The sequence below is a fragment of the Mycobacterium sp. 236(2023) genome (assembly GCF_029623955.1).
Classification (GTDB): domain Bacteria; phylum Actinomycetota; class Actinomycetes; order Mycobacteriales; family Mycobacteriaceae; genus Mycobacterium.
In genome coordinates, this window is the sequence record NZ_JARSBP010000007.1 from 124,594 (window position 1) to 140,627 (window position 16,034).

Annotated in this window: 17 protein-coding genes; 10 read left to right on the forward strand and 7 right to left on the reverse strand. The window is 64.8% G+C overall.

The window, feature by feature from the left end:
- Window positions 1-41: 41 nt before the first annotated feature.
- Entirely contained in the window at window positions 42-299 is a 258-nt protein-coding gene (locus P9A17_RS25625) for a hypothetical protein (RefSeq protein ID WP_278041569.1), read from the forward strand.
- A complete protein-coding gene (locus P9A17_RS25630) occupies window positions 283-1,398 on the forward strand; it encodes a tyrosine-type recombinase/integrase (RefSeq protein ID WP_347403857.1) in 1,116 nt (371 codons plus the stop codon). Before P9A17_RS25625 ends, P9A17_RS25630 begins: the two co-directional genes overlap by 17 nt.
- A 113-nt stretch (window positions 1,399-1,511) precedes the next feature.
- On the opposite strand, the gene P9A17_RS25635 is transcribed toward P9A17_RS25630, so the two are convergent.
- Window positions 1,512-2,222: a helix-turn-helix transcriptional regulator gene (locus tag P9A17_RS25635; protein ID WP_278041570.1), complete on the reverse strand. Its 711-nt coding sequence runs from the start codon at window positions 2,220-2,222 to the stop codon at window positions 1,512-1,514.
- A gap of 199 nt (window positions 2,223-2,421) precedes the next feature.
- Here P9A17_RS25635 and P9A17_RS25640 point away from each other — a divergent pair, with 199 nt between their 5' ends.
- Window positions 2,422-2,673 (forward strand): WhiB family transcriptional regulator, encoded by a 252-nt coding sequence (locus tag P9A17_RS25640; protein ID WP_278041754.1) that lies wholly within the window; start codon window positions 2,422-2,424, stop codon window positions 2,671-2,673.
- A gap of 28 nt (window positions 2,674-2,701) precedes the next feature.
- On the opposite strand, the gene P9A17_RS25645 is transcribed toward P9A17_RS25640, so the two are convergent.
- Entirely contained in the window at window positions 2,702-3,286 is a 585-nt protein-coding gene (locus tag P9A17_RS25645) for an amidophosphoribosyltransferase (protein ID WP_278041571.1), read from the reverse strand.
- Window positions 3,287-3,950: 664 nt separating this feature from the next.
- On the opposite strand from P9A17_RS25645, the gene P9A17_RS25650 reads away from it, so the two are divergent.
- Both P9A17_RS25650 and P9A17_RS25655 read left to right on the forward strand, forming a co-directional pair.
- Window positions 3,951-5,213, forward strand: a complete 1,263-nt coding sequence (locus tag P9A17_RS25650) for a helix-turn-helix domain-containing protein (RefSeq protein ID WP_278041572.1) — start codon at window positions 3,951-3,953, stop codon at window positions 5,211-5,213.
- Between the two features lie 404 nt (window positions 5,214-5,617).
- The gene (locus tag P9A17_RS25655) at window positions 5,618-5,950 is read left to right on the forward strand and encodes a hypothetical protein (protein WP_278041573.1); all 333 of its coding nucleotides are present in this window, start codon (window positions 5,618-5,620) and stop codon (window positions 5,948-5,950) included.
- Window positions 5,951-6,038: 88 nt separating this feature from the next.
- Here P9A17_RS25655 and P9A17_RS25660 read toward each other — a convergent pair whose 3' ends face one another.
- The 3 genes from P9A17_RS25660 to P9A17_RS25670 all read right to left on the reverse strand — a co-directional run bounded on the left by P9A17_RS25660 (window position 6,039) and on the right by P9A17_RS25670 (window position 9,309).
- Window positions 6,039-6,755 carry a hypothetical protein gene (locus P9A17_RS25660; RefSeq protein ID WP_278041574.1) on the reverse strand — a complete coding sequence of 239 codons (717 nt, stop codon included), beginning with the start codon at window positions 6,753-6,755 and terminating at the stop codon, window positions 6,039-6,041.
- Complete coding sequence (locus P9A17_RS25665) at window positions 6,752-7,678, reverse strand: ParA family protein (RefSeq protein WP_278041575.1); 927 nt, start codon at window positions 7,676-7,678, stop codon at window positions 6,752-6,754. Before P9A17_RS25665 ends, P9A17_RS25660 begins: the two co-directional genes overlap by 4 nt.
- Before the next feature lie 857 nt (window positions 7,679-8,535).
- Complete coding sequence (locus tag P9A17_RS25670) at window positions 8,536-9,309, reverse strand: hypothetical protein (protein ID WP_278041576.1); 774 nt, start codon at window positions 9,307-9,309, stop codon at window positions 8,536-8,538.
- Window positions 9,310-10,026: 717 nt separating this feature from the next.
- Between P9A17_RS25670 and P9A17_RS25675 the strand changes: the two genes are divergently transcribed.
- The 3 genes from P9A17_RS25675 to P9A17_RS25685 all read left to right on the forward strand — a co-directional run bounded on the left by P9A17_RS25675 (window position 10,027) and on the right by P9A17_RS25685 (window position 12,408).
- On the forward strand, window positions 10,027-10,299 hold the full coding sequence (locus P9A17_RS25675) for a hypothetical protein (RefSeq protein ID WP_278041577.1): 273 nt from the start codon (window positions 10,027-10,029) through the stop codon (window positions 10,297-10,299).
- Between the two features lie 553 nt (window positions 10,300-10,852).
- Window positions 10,853-11,566: a ParA family protein gene (locus P9A17_RS25680; RefSeq protein WP_278041578.1), complete on the forward strand. Its 714-nt coding sequence runs from the start codon at window positions 10,853-10,855 to the stop codon at window positions 11,564-11,566.
- The gene (locus P9A17_RS25685) at window positions 11,566-12,408 is read left to right on the forward strand and encodes a ParB/RepB/Spo0J family partition protein (protein ID WP_278041579.1); all 843 of its coding nucleotides are present in this window, start codon (window positions 11,566-11,568) and stop codon (window positions 12,406-12,408) included. Before P9A17_RS25680 ends, P9A17_RS25685 begins: the two co-directional genes overlap by 1 nt.
- A gap of 3 nt (window positions 12,409-12,411) precedes the next feature.
- On the opposite strand, the gene P9A17_RS25690 is transcribed toward P9A17_RS25685, so the two are convergent.
- Window positions 12,412-12,852: a hypothetical protein gene (locus P9A17_RS25690; protein WP_278041580.1), complete on the reverse strand. Its 441-nt coding sequence runs from the start codon at window positions 12,850-12,852 to the stop codon at window positions 12,412-12,414.
- Window positions 12,853-13,039: 187 nt separating this feature from the next.
- On the opposite strand from P9A17_RS25690, the gene P9A17_RS25695 reads away from it, so the two are divergent.
- The gene (locus P9A17_RS25695; RefSeq protein ID WP_278041581.1) at window positions 13,040-13,213 is read left to right on the forward strand and encodes a hypothetical protein; all 174 of its coding nucleotides are present in this window, start codon (window positions 13,040-13,042) and stop codon (window positions 13,211-13,213) included.
- 20 nt (window positions 13,214-13,233) lie between these two features.
- Here the strand turns inward: P9A17_RS25695 and ligD are convergent, their stop codons facing one another.
- On the reverse strand, window positions 13,234-14,184 hold the full coding sequence (gene ligD / locus P9A17_RS25700) for a non-homologous end-joining DNA ligase (RefSeq protein ID WP_278041582.1): 951 nt from the start codon (window positions 14,182-14,184) through the stop codon (window positions 13,234-13,236).
- Between the two features lie 148 nt (window positions 14,185-14,332).
- Between ligD and P9A17_RS25705 the strand changes: the two genes are divergently transcribed.
- A complete protein-coding gene (locus P9A17_RS25705) occupies window positions 14,333-15,526 on the forward strand; it encodes an FHA domain-containing protein (protein WP_278041583.1) in 1,194 nt (397 codons plus the stop codon).
- The last annotated feature ends 508 nt before the right edge of the window (window positions 15,527-16,034 follow it).

Below are 16,034 nucleotides of genomic sequence, written 5' to 3' on the forward strand. Positions count from 1 at the left end.
ATCGCGCGCATACCTGGCCAGCTCGTCCTGCGTGAGGCCGCATGTTTGGCGATGCCGCCCTAACTCCTTCGCAGCGCGTGTTGCTCGCCTCTGGGCTGACTGAAGAGCGGTTAGCGCGTCGGCTCGGCATTGAGCGCACACGACTGGCCGATGTCTCATACCTGCTGTGGCAGAGCACCTTTAGTCAGGAACGCGATCGCCGGGCTGGAGCTGAGGCGAATCAGCAGAAGAAGGGTCGCATCTCGCGCGAGATGCGAGAGGAGCTAGTGGAGGCGTTGAGTGATGGCGACGATCAGTAAGTATCAGAATGCCACCGGTGCAACGCTTTATCGTGTTAGGTATCGCACTCCTGATCGGGGTCAAACCCAGAAGCGCGGTTTCCGCACGAAGCGCGAGGCAGAGATCTTCGCGGCGTCGGTAGAGGTATCCAAGCTGAAGGGCGAGTACGTATCGCCGTCAAACGCCCGCCTGACAAGTTGGGGAGCTCGGTACACGCTGGCTGGAAAACCAGCGTGGCCACGTAAAGCCTGCGTCGTTTCGGGCGTTCGATATTGCATGGCGAATCCGCGTATGCCCGAGATGGGGCCGCACACCAATGGTGACATTCGGCCCACCGGAGTGCAGTCATGGATCTCCGACATGAGCCTGGGAACTCGCGGCGCCAAGAGGTCAGGAGCGTCAGTGATCATCCACGCTCATCACGTGCTGCTGAGCATTCTCGACGACGCTGTCCGCGACAACATGCTCGCAAAGAATCCCGCACGGGGCATGAGCCTGCCGAAGCCGAATCGTAAGCGTCCGGTGTACCTCACGCACGACGAAGTCGGCGCCGTAGCAGAGGCGTCCGGAGAATTCGAGGCGTTAGTCCTGCTGCTGGCGTATACGGGGCTGCGATGGGGCGAGGCTATCGGGCTGCGCGTCAAGGATCTTGATCTGCTCCGCCACAGAGCGACCGTCGGGGAAAACGCAGTCGAAGTCGGCCGGCAGATCCATGTTGGCACTTCGAAATCTCACAAGAGTCGTACGGTGCCGTTGCCCAAGTTTCTGGTCCCCTACCTTGCGAAGCAGTGCGAAGGTAAGGGCCGCGACATGCTGTTGTTCAGCGACGAGAATGGTGGGCACCTGCATCGGCCGCACTCCAGCTCCGGGTGGTTCAACAAGGCCGTCTCGGCTGCAGGAGTCCCGCGAATTACCCCTCACGACTTGCGTCACAGTGCCGCGAGCCTGGCCGTGTCGGCCGGCGCCAATGTGAAGGCGGTGCAGCGGATGCTCGGCCATGCGTCGGCGGCGATGACGTTGGACGTCTACGCGGATCTCTTCGACGACGACCTTGAGTCCGTCGCGGCCGCCATGGATCGCGCACGCTCGCAGGCTAGGGATCACGCTCGTTCACTGTGAAATGTGGCCAAACTGTGGCCACGCCGAAACACTAGGCCCTCGCCGGAACCCTCTGAACTGCGCATACGCGATGAAATGCGCTGATTCCCCAGGTAGGCGGCGACATAGCAGCATTATCCGCGGCCCAGCGCAGCGATCAACTCTTCGATGCGAGAGCGGACATCGTCTGAAGGCTGCGACCCGTGTTCGACGGCAAGGACGAGGTCGGCGGAAACGCCAAGGGCGGCCCCGATCTCGCTGGGAGTGAGGTTGGCGTGGCGGCGCGCAGCGTAGAGCTGCTGTCCGAGGGTGGCTGCGGTACCTGCGGCGGCCCGGCGCATCAGATCGTCGTAGCGACGCCGTACTGCGGCGAGGGCGGTGATGGCTTCCGTGGATCCATGACTGGTGCGGACCGCGCGGGCGGTCAGGGTTTCCAGCCGGTGCAAGTCGTTCAAGATTGCCTCGGCGTAGTCGGCGAACTTGGGGTGGTCGGCATCAGGCAAGTTGGCGATGGCCGTGCCGATGGTGTGCATGGCGACGTCGACGGCATCGACGATGGACGGCATCCCGGTGTCGTCGACGCGAGTGCGACGCGCAGTACCGGGTGCTTCTGCGCCGTTATATATCGCCGCTAGTGTTCCGGCGGGCCATTGGACGATCTCCTCGAGCACCGTGCGGGTGCGTTCTCGCGGCCAGCTGCGACCCTTCTCAAAAGCAATGAGTGAACTTGCCGTCAGCACGCCTCGACGCGCGAGTTCTCGCTGGCTTATTCCTAATTCGTCGCGACGTTGGGCGAACGCTTCTCCCGCCCTGACGGCGCCCGGAAGTGGCGCGTCGTCAGGCATCGGCTCAGTCTAGCGGCGGGACCAGAGAATCTGAACGCACTTGTGAACGCATTAACCCTAGCTACCGTCGCACAAACACTAGCATCGTCGTTTCATTAGCCGCTTTAACACTTGCACTGCCAGTGTTAGGGCGCTAGCGTTCGGTCATCACCGAATTCTTCTGGGGGTAGCAGTGACCAGACGCCGTGAGCTACGCGTAATGCCGGACCCGGCGTGCTTCGCCGACCCGGACCGATGGGCCGCCGGGGGCGACGACCCGGAGCTGAAAGCACTCTGCCGGAACTGCCCTCGGCGATGGTTATGCGCCAAGGAGGCGATCGAAACTCCCGGCGCGCAAGGGATGTGGTCGGGCATCTATATCCCGAAGCTGGGGCGGGGGCGCTCGTTCGCGCTGAGGCAGCTGCGATCACTGGCCGACTACGGGGGCCATACCATCCGCGAATCCGCATAGCCGCGACGAGCTTCACTCCATGACGACATCAGGCACTCAGCGCACGGCCTGCACGCAGACAGCACTTCCGTGCGTTCACCGGGCAGTGCAGCGGATCGTATGGTCGCCACTGTTGACCGATGAAGCGAGCCGTCGCCCGTTGGCGCGGATCGACCCAGCGTCCCACCACCAGGACGCTGACCGCGGCGGCGCCAGCACGGCGCAAGGTCAGCGCGGCCGACTGGGCATTCGCCCCGGTCGTCCAGACATCATCGACCAGCGCGACGTGGCGACCGTGAACCGCTTCGGAACTCTCGACGGTGAACTTGTCGAGCCGGATCGTCCTGTCGCAGGGCGGGTCGAACGTCGCTGTCAGCATCTGCTCATCCACCCGACACATCGACGAGGCGATGGCCGTCAATGGATGTCGGCCGGGGCGACTGGTGAGCGACGGTATGACGGTATAGGCCGAAATCGGGATGCCCACTGCAGCAACGACACACGGTTCGTGGCGCAGACCGCCCGACAGTACAGCGGCCACAACGTCGGCGTGGCGCTCACGGTCGCGTCGCTGCACACAGTTCTTGTAACCGCTGAGGTGTCGAGCCGAGGCGTCGCCGGCGACGGCGTACACGAGCGGGGCTACGACATCGGCCAACCCGTGGAGGCGACGTCGACGATGACAGCGGAAGCACATGTCGTAGCCGTCCACTGGTGCGGCGCAGACGCGACACGTCCTGCCCGCCTGGTGAATCGCGTTCCGGAGTACCGACATCGGCGAGACCGGCGGCGCGCTGGCGCTATCGCCGGACCAGAGACGTTCCGAGAAATCATTGTTCATGGACGGACGGTAGAAACGCTGACCGACCCTGAGCCGAGCTCGAGACCTGCTTATATACAGGTAGCGCTTCATCCACAGGCGGCGCTGCGATTATCGCGGAACCGCTGTTACTCGTGTGAAAGATGGTGCGGCGTGTCATCGCCGCTCCCGCCGATCGGTACGGCATGCTCACACACAGGCGCGGATATCCGCGCCACACCCTGACCGAGGGATGTTCGTGGGACCCGTGTACCCATGGCGCGGATATCCGCGCCGGAGACAGTCCCACCGAGGAGAGGAGACGCTGGCGGCAGTAATCGCCGCTGACTGAAAACCTGTGCGGCACAACTGAACAACACTTCATGCGAAGCCCCTGAACGGCGAAACCCCCGGCCCGATGGACCGAGGGTCGTCGAGTTCGAGTTGCAGCTCGAACCCGGATGCTTTCGCGCTCTCCCCCTTGCTGAAGGGAATCGTCATGAAAGACGCATTCCACGGTAGCGCACGCCTGCCCGACGGTCTACATGCGGCGCACCGTGAACCCGGCTCTGTCCTGACCCGCCCCTACCACGGCTCCAGCCCGTTGTTGCGGCGCCGGGGCAACGCCCACACCGCCCCCGTCTGGATCCGGCGCGCCAGCAGCCACTGCTTCGACAGACTGCCGCGCATCGCTCTGGACGTCGACGTCCGGTGGGCCGCCATCCCGTGCTGGACGGGGCGAGCCCGCCGCTGGGCGAACGAAACCGTCCCGGCGGCGTACCGCCAGCGGTATGACACCCACGTCCGCCCCGTCATGCCCAACAACCCGGTCAGCCTGAAATCTGTTGTTGCCGTGGCAGAAGCGCGCGCATCCTTCGCCGACCACCGCACCGGCCGCAACTGCCGACCCACCAACGAACGCGTCGCCGCGCTCACGGGACTGTCGGTACGCACGGTGCAGCGCGCCTCCACAGCCCTGCGCCTGCTCGGTGTTGCCACAGAGGTCATGCGGGGGCGGCAGCGCACCCGGGCCGAGCGCTACGCCAGTTGGCGCGTCGGCGATCACGGCCGCGGCTGGGCGTCGGTGTGGGCGTTGCACGACAGCAGAATTCAAACGCTGTCACCCCATCCCGTAGGGTCTTACTTAACTTCTAAAACCTCTTTTAAGAATTTACTCACTACCCGCCCCCGGCCACAGGCCGGTCGCAGCGCCGCTCCGCGACGCACTGCCCCGAACAAACAAGCCCTGACCCTGGCAAACCGGTGGGTCTGCGATCAGCAAAGCCCGCCCTGGGCCCGCCGCTACCGCACCGGCGCCCCATGGGCCGGAGTGCTCGCCGCGGCAGCCGAGCACGGGTGGACACCGCGCGACATCAACCAGCTGATCACCGACTGGATCGGCACCGGGCATTGGATTCCGGACGCCCCGCACAAGCCGATCGGCTTGCTCGGCGCGATCCTCGCCGCCCACGGGAACCCCGCCGAGCGTCCATCGGCCCACGAGGAGGCCCGCGAAGCTGCCGAGTTCGTGTTGACGCGCAAGCGGATTGCCGCCCAGCTCGCCGAACGCGATGCTGATCGACGTGCCCGTGAGGCGGGGCGAGCCGCGCTTACCGGGTCGGGTCGTGAGGCCGCACTGCAGGTCGCCCGACAGGCTGCTGAGCGGGCGCAGCGGCGTCGGGCGGTGGCGGACCGGGTCGCCGTTGAAGTGTTGGGTCGCCACGTCGAGCGAATCCGCGGCAGGGCAGGTGACGAGGCATGACGTCCCCTCGCGCACTGAAACGGGGCAGCTCGGTCGAACCGCTGCCCTGCCACGCCGACCCTGACCGATGGTTCGAGCGTGGTGACCGAACCGGCAGTCTCGCTGGGTGTTTGGAATGCCCCAGTCGGCGAGCTTGCGCCCGACAAGCCCTCGACGTTCAGCCGTCATGGGGTATGTGGGCCGGTATCTGGGTCGACGGGCGGTTTTCGGAAGCTGCGCCGTTGCTGCGTGTCATCGCCGAGGATCGCGCTCCAGCCGTGGCACAGCCGCCATCGATGCCGTCCCCTCCCCCGGTCTCGCCACCGGGGCTCCCCGTCTTCCCCACCGGTGTCCGGTGCTCTGAAGCCGATCGAGTCCCGGCGCGGACACTGGTGTTCGCGCGCTCGGGTGGGTTCTGTGAAGTCATGGTCGCGGATTGCCGCCTCACCGCGGACGCGATCGTGTCCCGCGTTCCGAGCCACGGTGGTGGTGACCCGTCGACGCTGTTCGCCGTCTGCCAGGAATGCGCAATTGCGTTGCAGCGGATGGAGTCTCAGATGGCGCAGCGACTTGGGTACCGCGTCGAGCAGGCTCACACTGCGGCGACGACCCCGTTCTTCTGGCGCTACAAGCACCGCCTGCTCTTCGATGCCGGCGGCGGTCTGCACCATTTATCCGGTTGTCGTTCGGGCAAGCCGTTTGGCGATGAATCGCCGGCACATTCGCCGATGGGATCTACCGCGGTGAATAGGCGGTAGAGGTAGGTTTCGCTCGTGGCCAGCGATCGAACTGGCGCGGCGCGCCGGTTCGATTTACCGCGGTAAATCGAACGCATGCTGCACCCGTTCAGGCCTCGGGGCCCAGCAGCCGGAATTCATAGCGCAGCGCCTGCTCAACGAGAGCACTTCGGGTGCCCGCATCCCACGTCGTGACAAGTTGATCGAGACGTCCCGCGTTGGCTGGGGTGACGCCTGAGAGCACGACGGTCCGCGGAGCGGTTGCGTGGCGGCGTCGTCGGGGAACCGCGTTAGAGGAGGGCCGCTCAAAGAGCATCCCCTCCCCTACCGCCGCAGGTTGTTGCTGTGTCCATGTGGTCGCGAGCTGCGCGGCGTGCGCCTCGATTGCGTCGAGAACGATGGTGCCCATCGTGCGCGCGAGGCCACGCCTCACCTTCTTCTCCGCGATCTGCACTCGGTACAGCTCGTCGTAGACCTCCGAGGACAACAGCACTTCGGGCGGGCGGATCCGCTTGGCCGTCTCCGGTGCTGTCACAGTGACAGAACTCAGCCGACGCCCCGGACCCGGTTTATCCGCGGCTGAAGCTCGTTGTGGCGCCGTTGTTTTGGACGGTGTCGGTGCCACATCAGCACGGGGAGTCGGTTCGGCCGGCGCGGGAGTGTCGACCGGCGCGGCGACAACGGCCGGCTGCTCTGGGGCGGGCCGGGACACTTCGACCGGACGGACCGGTGGTCGCGCTGGCGCAGCCGCGGGCCACATGTCGTCGAGCTCGTCGAGGGCAGACGGGTCGAAGACCGGCTTGGCTTTGGGCCGTGTGGAGCTCATCCGACACGCTCCTGCATCGGCGCCTCGAATCGTCTGAGCCGGGACACGATCTGGCGCACCAGCTCTTGATAGTCGGCAGCCAGACCGCTGGGATCACTGGACCACATGGCTCGCGCCGGACTCTGCTTGTCGCGCAGCTTGGCGAGCCGACTGCGCCGTTCATCCTGCGCCAGCGCCACCAACTCCCCCGCCGTCCTATGCAGCGTCCGCATGTCCACCGCTGCCGCCGGTGCCGAGCGGATGGTGATGTCGAACGGCGTGGTGCCGCTCCCATCGAGCATCTCGTTGACTTGAGCAAAAACCTCTTCGTTGCGTTTGGTGGCGCGCGGGTTGACGTCGAACAGCAGAACGCCGAGCAGCTGGATGGACGATCCCTGCTTCCGGGCGTGCCAGAACCGCCGGGCCAGTCGAGCGACACCACCGAGGCTGGCCTGGTCATCGCGGGTGGGAATCAGCAGATAGTTGGCCACCGACAGGTAGGTGTCGAGCAGCGGGACGTCGCCGGGGCCCGAATCGATGACCACCAGGTCATAACCCTCGGACTCACACAAGATGCTGAGCTGCGCCTCGAGGTTCGCCGCCATATTGATACCGTTCTCGGCCATTACCTGAGCGGTCGCCCCGGCCACGGCCAGGTGCGATCCGCCGGCGATGACGTCCAGGTTCGGCCGGACATCGCGCACCGGCGTCAGCGGCAGCCCGAACTGCAGTGTCTGCGCCAGGGACTGGCCGCCATCCCCCGCCACGCCGAGATCCTCAACGGTGACGTTGGCTTGTGGGTCGCCGTCGACGACGAGGACGCGACGCCCGCGCTTGCCGGCCGCAGCGATCATCTCGGCGATGGCAGCCACCGTCGTTGACTTTCCGACGCCGCCCTTCTGATTTGCCACCAGGACCACGCGCGCCTGTCCGTTCATCGTCATACGGGCAACGGTAAGTCTGGGCGTCGTGCTTACCGGGCTGCCACACCCCCGGTATACCGAACTGTTACACAAGTGTCTGTTGTGACGTGTGTGCTTACTGGTGTGAGTTCGTGAGCACGGACGGGGTGTCGGGGCGCCAGTCGACCGTCAAGGCTGACGGAAAACGGCACTCGCAAACGTCCGTATCCACGCACGTGGCATCGCGGCCTAGCCCGAACGGATCACCATCCCGCGCAACGGAATGCCACCCGGACTGTGCAACGTCCCGGCGTATGGCCTGTTGACCGCTCGGAAATCTGGTCGTCGCGTTGACCGTTGGAACGGAGCACTGTCCGAACTAACCCACGCTCGTGTATCCGTACGTTTGGTCGCGCGGGATTTCGTCGTTCCATTACCCGGTGCTTGTCCGCCAGATGGCTCGTCTAAGCGACGTCAACCAGCCGCCTCTTATCCGGCGGTGACCCCGTCGCTCTCCCGCAATCATCACGGTGCTGAGCCCGTCACTCATCTGCTTACCGCCCGTCACTCATCCCGTTCATAGCTCGTCAAAGACCCGGATATCGCAGGTAACGTGTACTTTTCACACCGGCTCAGGTGGTGTGGAAGGGGAGGGCGCGCGGTCTCTCTATGACAGGATCCCGGCGGGCCGGCTTACCCGCCGAGCCGACGCCGAAGGAGCCTGCGGTAGCCCCTCGTAAATCGCGGCGGTGTGTAGTGAGCCGGAAAAGGGGAGGCGGGACCTCATCCGCCCACTGCAAAGCCGTGCCCTACAGGCAACCTGGGTGCCGCTGCGCGGACGGCTTCTATGGCACGCGGCACCACCGCGGGGCGAGGACCGCCGACGGGGGAGAGGGTCGCTATCCGGACGCGCGCAGAGCCTCGGCCGTGCTGCCGATTCCGGCGAAGCGACTGCGGAGTTCGTCGACGCGACTCAGAGTCGTGTGAACACGGTGGGGCCGGCTGCTGTCGAGGGCTATCACCGCAGCGGCGGTGCGCAATTCGGCGGCTGCGAGCCCGACGAGCACCATGGTCGCCGGCGTCAGAACGCCGTCGCGAAGGTCGATGGCCAGCTCGTCGATCCACTCCCGCTCGACATCCTCGAGGTGGTACCGGTGGGCGTGGTCGATTATGGCGCCGGCCAGCGAACGCACCTGCTCGCCATGCAGCTCAAGCCAATGAAGCTCGGCGGAGCGGCGCTCACCCGCCGTGCGCGCGGCCTGGCGCTCGGCCCGGGTGATCTTCTCGTCGGGCCGGTCAAAGCGCAGCAGAGCCTCGAGGCGATCGATACGGTCAAGCACTCCTTGCTTGCCGACGCCCACCTGCGACCCCAGCTGAGACAGGAACAACCCCCGGTCGCGGCCCGCTTTAAGGAAGTGCAGCTCGCGACGCCGATCTTCCCACCACAGCCAGTTGTTGAGAATTAGAGCGTCACAAATATCGGCTTGCAACACCCACCGGGGGATGTCGGGCCCGCTGTATTTCTGCAGGTAATCGAGCACTTCCCGCGGATCGGAGTCCTCGGAATCGGGGAGAAGTTCACGGTGCCGGTCATCGACTTTGTCGCGCCGTCGCGCGATGACTGTGATGGCTCGAGCCGCCTCGGTTCGATGAACCATAGGGCGCGTCGCCATGCAGTCAGTATTTCACTGACGCATAGGATTTCGCGTCGCAAGGCTGGCGTGTCCGACGGCCCAAGTAGACCCTGAGCGTCTCTGAACTATAGCGCCCACCCGCGCCGCGTATCGAGGCGCTCGGCGAACCGGCCAATGAGAGCCATAGGGGTGCTTCGGGTCGCGGAGGGGACGAGCCCAACCTACCGCCTACGTATCGTCACGTTACGATTTACCGCGGTAAATCCGATTGTGGTTGTCGCGACCGCTGACAACGGCAGCCCTATCAACGGAGTCTCCTCAAGCGGGGGTTCCTACGCCGCAACAAAGAGCGGCGCGGTGGGTCTGATTTACCGCGGTAAATCCAATTGCGCTCAGCGCATCCGCCGACTGCTGCACGGGCAGCGGGTTTAAGTCGTCGTTGGGCAAGGCCGGTGTCGCGGCGGACGTACGGCGTGACGAGGTCTGACTCAACGCGCAGCAGCCCGGTGCATCTAGGTCGGCAATGTCCATCAGCACGATCGACATCCCCGGGGCGTTGCTTCGTTGTTTAGCTGCCCGTAGGGCCCTCCCCAGTCCAGCCGATGCTGTTAGGAATCAGCGCAGTGTCTGCCGAGCGCGTATTACTGGACCGGCGCGGCATCTCACGGTCCGCGGTCCGACAAGGGCCGTCCGCCTCTCCGCGGTCGCGCTGCAAGGGCGTGGTGCAGCTCGACCCGGCGTTCTACGCTGAGCGCTATGGGGAAGTGGGGGGATTCTTTCGCGCGCTGGTACTACGGCCGAGGCAAGGGCCAACAGTTTTTGCTCTGCCTGAGTTTGGTCGTGATGGTGTCTATCGGTCTGGTGCTGTTGGATCCAACGCCTGAGCGGCAGCCGAAAGGAGCGGTAGAGATTCAGTGCGGATCTGAAGGCTTGTCGAGGATCTATCTCAGCGTCGACGATCCGCGGTGGGGCACTAAGGGACTCAGCAATGCCGATCTCGACCGCATATGCGATGAAGAACTTCGATGACCACGGGATAACGAACGACTCGGCACAGACGATCCGGAATGGGCGCCCGAGAGGTCATGCTCACTGCTGATCGTGGACGTCGGCATCGCCCGTTATCACTGCGTTCTTCGCGATTGGGGGGCACCGAGCAGTGCTCCGTCGGACCGAGACCGAATGGCTTCCGCTCCAACGACGCTGTGTACCTTCAGAGCCCCCGGGACCATGCACGAAGAGCCACACAACGATCCAGGTGATCAGTCGACCCGAGGGACGGAATAGAGCTCTGCTGCCGGGGCCTACTTACGACGCCAGGACGATGTCGTTCGGCTCCCGGTCGACGACATCAAGCTCGTAGTTACCGACTACCCGACGAAACGGAGAAGCGCGAACTCCAGCGTTAGCGAGGCCCGCGTCATTCCGAGACGACGGAACTGACGCGCCAGGGCCACTCGACCTCTGGCGGGGGAGTGGAGCCAGCGTGTCGCGCGGCGCCGGTAGCTCCCGCAGGCTAGGTTGATCGCGTCTGATCCGAAGTACTCCGCTGTGCGGGGGAAGCATACGGAAGGGCCATCTGATGGCTATTCATGTCCTGCTCAATCAAAAGGGCGGCGTCGGCAAGAGCACACTCTCGGTCAATCTGGCCGCGGTGACCGCTGACGTCCTGAATCGCGGCGACGATCCCGAGGCGAGTTCGCCGGTGCTCGCGTTGTCGGTCGACCCGCAGGGCTCGGCGGTCTGGTGGGCGTCACGGATGGACGATTTGCCGTTTCACATCGCGCAGGCCCACGACGATCTCGAGAACCTCGCCAAGCTGAAAGACTTGCCCGGCATCCAACATGTCTACGTTGACACCCCGGGCTGGATCGACCTCGACACGAACGGTGATGGCGGTGACCCTCTGGGCCGCGGGCCCGCCGCTGACGTGCTGCGCGCGGTGCTGGACATGGCCGACCAAGTCATCGTGCCCATCGAACCTGAGCCCTTGAGCTTCGACCCGACCGCTCGCACCATCAGCAAGGTCATCCAGCCTCGTGGGCTGCGCTACCTCGTGGTCATCAACAACTGGGATCCCCGCGACGGCGTCTACGACCTCAACCAGACCAAAGAGTTCGTGAAAGCCAACGGCTGGCCCTTGGCCAACACCGTGATCCGGCACTACAAACTGCACGTCCGCGCCAGCGCGGAAGGACAAGTCGTCACCGAATATCCGGCCAACCGGGTGGCACTGCAAGCCCGCGAGGACTTCTACAAATTCGCCCTCGAGCTCAACGTCGGAGCGACCCGCTGATGGCCCGCGGACAGCGCGTCAATCTGGCCGAACTGCACACAGTCGTCGGGGACAAGTCGCCGGTGGAGAAGGGGCAGCCCAAACGCGACGACCCACCGGGGCACGCCGTCGCATTGACGGAGCTCACTGCCAACCCGCGCAATCCGCGCGAGGAGCTCGGTGACCTCGCCGACCTCGCGTCCATCGCGGACATCCAGCTGCAGCCTGCCACCGTGGTGACGCGCGAGGCGTATCTGAAGCTTTATCCCGAGGACACCATCACGACGCGCTATGTCGTCGTGAACGGCTGCCGGCGACTGGCGGCAGCCCACAAGTACGGACGCAGTGACCTGGCGATCGTCGTCAACGACACCGTCGCCCGCGACCGGATCACGCTCATCTCAGCCAGCATCGCCGAGAACGTCGATCGCCAGGACTTCGATGTCATCGAAGAGGCCCGTGCCGTGGAGGCGCTTGTCCAGGAATGCGGTTTCGCGGACGTAGCCGCTGACCGCCTCCGGAAGTCCACGGCCTGGGTCTCGCAGCGGCGTGCGCTGTTGCACCTTGCTCCTGAGCTCCAAACCGCTTTGCGGCGTGGGGAACTCGCCGTCCGGGAAGCACGCCAGCTGGCGCGCGTTCCGTTGGAACAGCAGGTCGCCCGCTGGCAGGCAGCGCTTGACCGCGACAACGCGGGGGAGGGGAGCGAATCCGATAAGCGACCGCCGAGCCGGTCTCGGGTCATATCGTCGGCGATCGCAGACTTCTCGGCCAAACCGGAACTGTTGGTCAATGCGCTGCGCACCTACCTGGGTCCCGAGGGCGCCGAACGCCTGCGGCACCTGCTGGGGGAGAAAGACAAGTAACGGCTACAGGTCGGCCAGGTCGCCGAGGTGGCCGGGAGTCATGAACTGACCTAGTGCGTCCAAGTACCGCTGGGCGACCGCTCGGTACTTTTCGGCTGAGTCGTGGCCGGCCCCGCCAGCGTCGAGCAGATCTTGCTGCGCCGCAATCAGAAGCCGGTTGGCTTCTTGCAGCGACAGCACCTGAGCACGGAGATCCTGCACCACCACGTCGGGGGCGGTCGGCGTCGGCGCGGGTACCGGCGCCACGGGAAGCTCGCTGGTGTAGACGTACCAGCGCAACCGCTCGGGACGCGGCAGCGCACCGCCGCGCAACTGGCCAGCGGTGATCGCCTTGATCAGCGTGCGGGGATCCTTGCCGAGCTTTGTGGCAGCCTCCTGCAACGGAACCACATCTCCCTGTGGTTCCGTCTCGACGCCTGGTGGTGGCTGCTTCGGCTGACTCATCTCGCTTTCGCATGTCGACGCTGCGACGTTAGAAGCATTATGCTCCTAGTTAACGGCATTGGGAACGACACGAGGTATCCGTTGTCGCCAGGATGCTCCAAAATAACGACATCGATGTCGTAAACTAGGGACATCGCGCAGCGTTGCGCTTGGACTTGACGATGACCGGACCGGGAAGGATGCGGCCATGAGCGGTATGAGGGGCAGTGAAACCCGCCAGCTGACCAAGGGCGTCTTCGTGCGGTTCACCCACGCCCAGCTCGAGCTCTTGCAGGAAGCTGCGACCCATGAAGGGGTGAGCTTGCCGCAGTTGCTGCGTGATCGCGTGCTCAGTCCCGATATGGAGCGCGCCGCCTCGTAAGAGCCCGCGCCGCCGGCAGCTCAGCAGGCCGGCAGAATCACCGCTTCGGCGTGAAAGCCGTCGGCCCGTAACCCTTTCCACGATGCGTGACGCAGACCGCCTCGAAACTCCCGGTACTCGACGTCGGCAACGAGGACCGGATCGACCCAATGCACACCTGGACCGAGGACGTCCGGCGCGTCGTCGACAAACGGGCATCGGTCTCGAGTCAGCGGTGCGAGCGCGTCTATCAGCTGGCGGCGGATGCGGGCCGACAGTCCGGCACTGACCGCGCCGCAGTAGGTCAAGCGGCCGTCGGAGTCACAGCCGCCGACGACGACCGCGCCCACCGAATGCCGGTTGACGCCACGGCCGGGCAACCAGCCACAGACGACAAACTCGCTGCGCCGTCGGAGCGGTGTCTTGATCCAGTCTCGCGAACGCGTCGACGGCATGTAGGGCGAGTCGAGACGCTTGTTGACTATCCCCTCGAGGTTTCCCTCGGCAGCTACGGCGAGCACGATCGCTGGGTCGCATGATTGCCAGCTGCTCGTGATGCGGATACGGCTGTCACGTGACGTTTCGCGGAGCTGGTCAAGGATCGCCCGGCGATCGACGAAGGGGAGGTGCATCAGCGTCTTGCCGTCGACGGCGAGGACGTCAAAGACGAAGAACTGCACCGGACAACGACGCAACAGCGCAGGCGTCGGTCGCCGATTCTGCGGCCAGCGCTGCTGGAGACACGAGAACGATGGCGCCCCATCCGGGCCTAGCGCGACGATCTCACCGTCGAGAACGATCTGGCGGTGGGGGAGTGCGCTCGGTAGCGCTGCGGCGATCTCAGGAAAAGTGTGCGTGATGTCAGCGCCATTGCGGCTCAGCAGCCTCGCTGTCCCCGCCTCGACGATCGCGAGGCCGCGCTGGCCGTCGTACTTGGCTTCGACGGCGAAGTTCTCGAAGGCCGCCGGTGGTGGGCCGGCAGTGGCGAGCATTGGGCGGAGGCTGAGCAAATCCATGGCAATCACGGCGATTGTAGGCCGAGTCGCGGGCTCCTCCCGCAGTGTCACCCTAGTAGCGGCAGACCCCCGACCGCTACGCAACTCTGATGCGCGTGCCAACCCGTAGCACGGTGTAGCGTTTGTGCAGCGCATCGGGGAAGGAAATGTAGCGTTGGACAATAGCGATAGCCGCCCGACTGTCGACGGTAAGTCAAGTATTGCTTTGCCCGCCTTGACGATTCGCGTCGGTAGCCAGAGCTTCACCGTTCAAGCCGAGGACGGTCCCATCAGCATCGGGCGCGAATTTCCGGCGCAGATCCAGATCGCCGACCCGCGTATCTCCCGTAATCACCTGCGTCTCGAGGCCCACGGCGACCGGTGGACTGGCAGCGACCACAGCACCAATGGCACCTATCACGCGGGGGTGCGGGAAGAGTCGCTGATCGTGACCGACGGTATGACCGTCCACCTCGGCAACGCCGACGGATTCCCGGTGCACTTCTCATTCGACGAGGCCCATGCTCGCGCCGAAACCGGGTACATGCCTGAGCTCACGGTGGTCCAAGACGACTCTGCAGAGGGGGATGAGACCGATGTCGACTACGACTCCGAAACGACCGACCCTGACGTCGCCCGCGTGGGGGCGGCCGTCGCGGCGCGACGACGGGAGCTCAACATTTCTCAGCGCACCTTGGCGCGCGACAAGATCGTCAACGCCGGCGCTCTCATTCACTTCGAGAAGGGGCGGAGCTGGCCGCACAGCTCCACCCGCGCAAAGCTCGAGAAGGTGTTGAAGTGGCCGCCGGGCACGATCGATCGGATCAAGGAGGATCCCACTTTCACGCCCGGTACCCACCGGGTCACCGACAGCGACCCCACTGAAATCATCGTGCCCACGTTGCAATTGCCGCTCATGGCGGATGCGGTGGAGCTGGCGCTGCGCAACATCATTACGACGTTCGAGAACCTGCCCAGCACCACTGATAGCTCCTTCGGTCCGCGAATTATGGCTGTACTTAACGACCTTCGGCGGCTCGAAGCGTTGACCGCCGATGTCGCACAGAACATGAAAGGTGGACCCGAAGCGATTCTGCTGACAGGAAGGGTTCGCAAGTCCTATCGGGACGCAATGCTGAAAGCGGCAGAGGCGCCTAATGCGACGATCGGGCAGAGGCTGTTCGCAGCCCGCCACCGAGCGCAGCTGAGCATCGCCGAAGTAGCAAGTGCTGCAGACGTTTCCACGGATGCCGTCACCGCGGCGGAGGCGGACCAGATCCTGCGGCCCGCCGACACCGAGGCGCTCGAGGACCTGCTGGAGTCCCTCGACGAGCTCTGACATACGTCGCTGAGATGGAGGCGCGGCGCGTGGGTGCCTAGCGCGTCGCGGCTACGCCTGCAGAATATGCGTTCCCTTGGTGACCTCGTCTGCACACGGGTGCCGCGGCTGCCGCGGACCACGGTGAGTTTGCGTATCTCTGCCAGGCCTCGCCGCACCAGGCGGTTTAGAATGCCGGCGGCCGAGTCTGAGCAATGTGTGGCAATTCTTCGAGGCTGCGCGTGACAGGGCCTATGCGCAATCGTGCTCGGGTAGGGCAAATATTACGGTTTCAACTAACGCCGCCGAAAGTGGGCTTGCTCACGGTTAGGCGTGCTCTACTTCTGTTGCTGACATCGCGCAGGAGATGCTCAGCGGTCACCGCTGGGCACCAGGGGTGGGCATTTAATGGGGGGTCACTGTGGGGTACGCAAAATACGTCGGGCGCGTGGGTGCACTTGCTATCGCTTTGGGGATCGGTAGTGCGATCACCCAGCCGCAGGTCGCGTCGGCGACTACAGGTGACGGC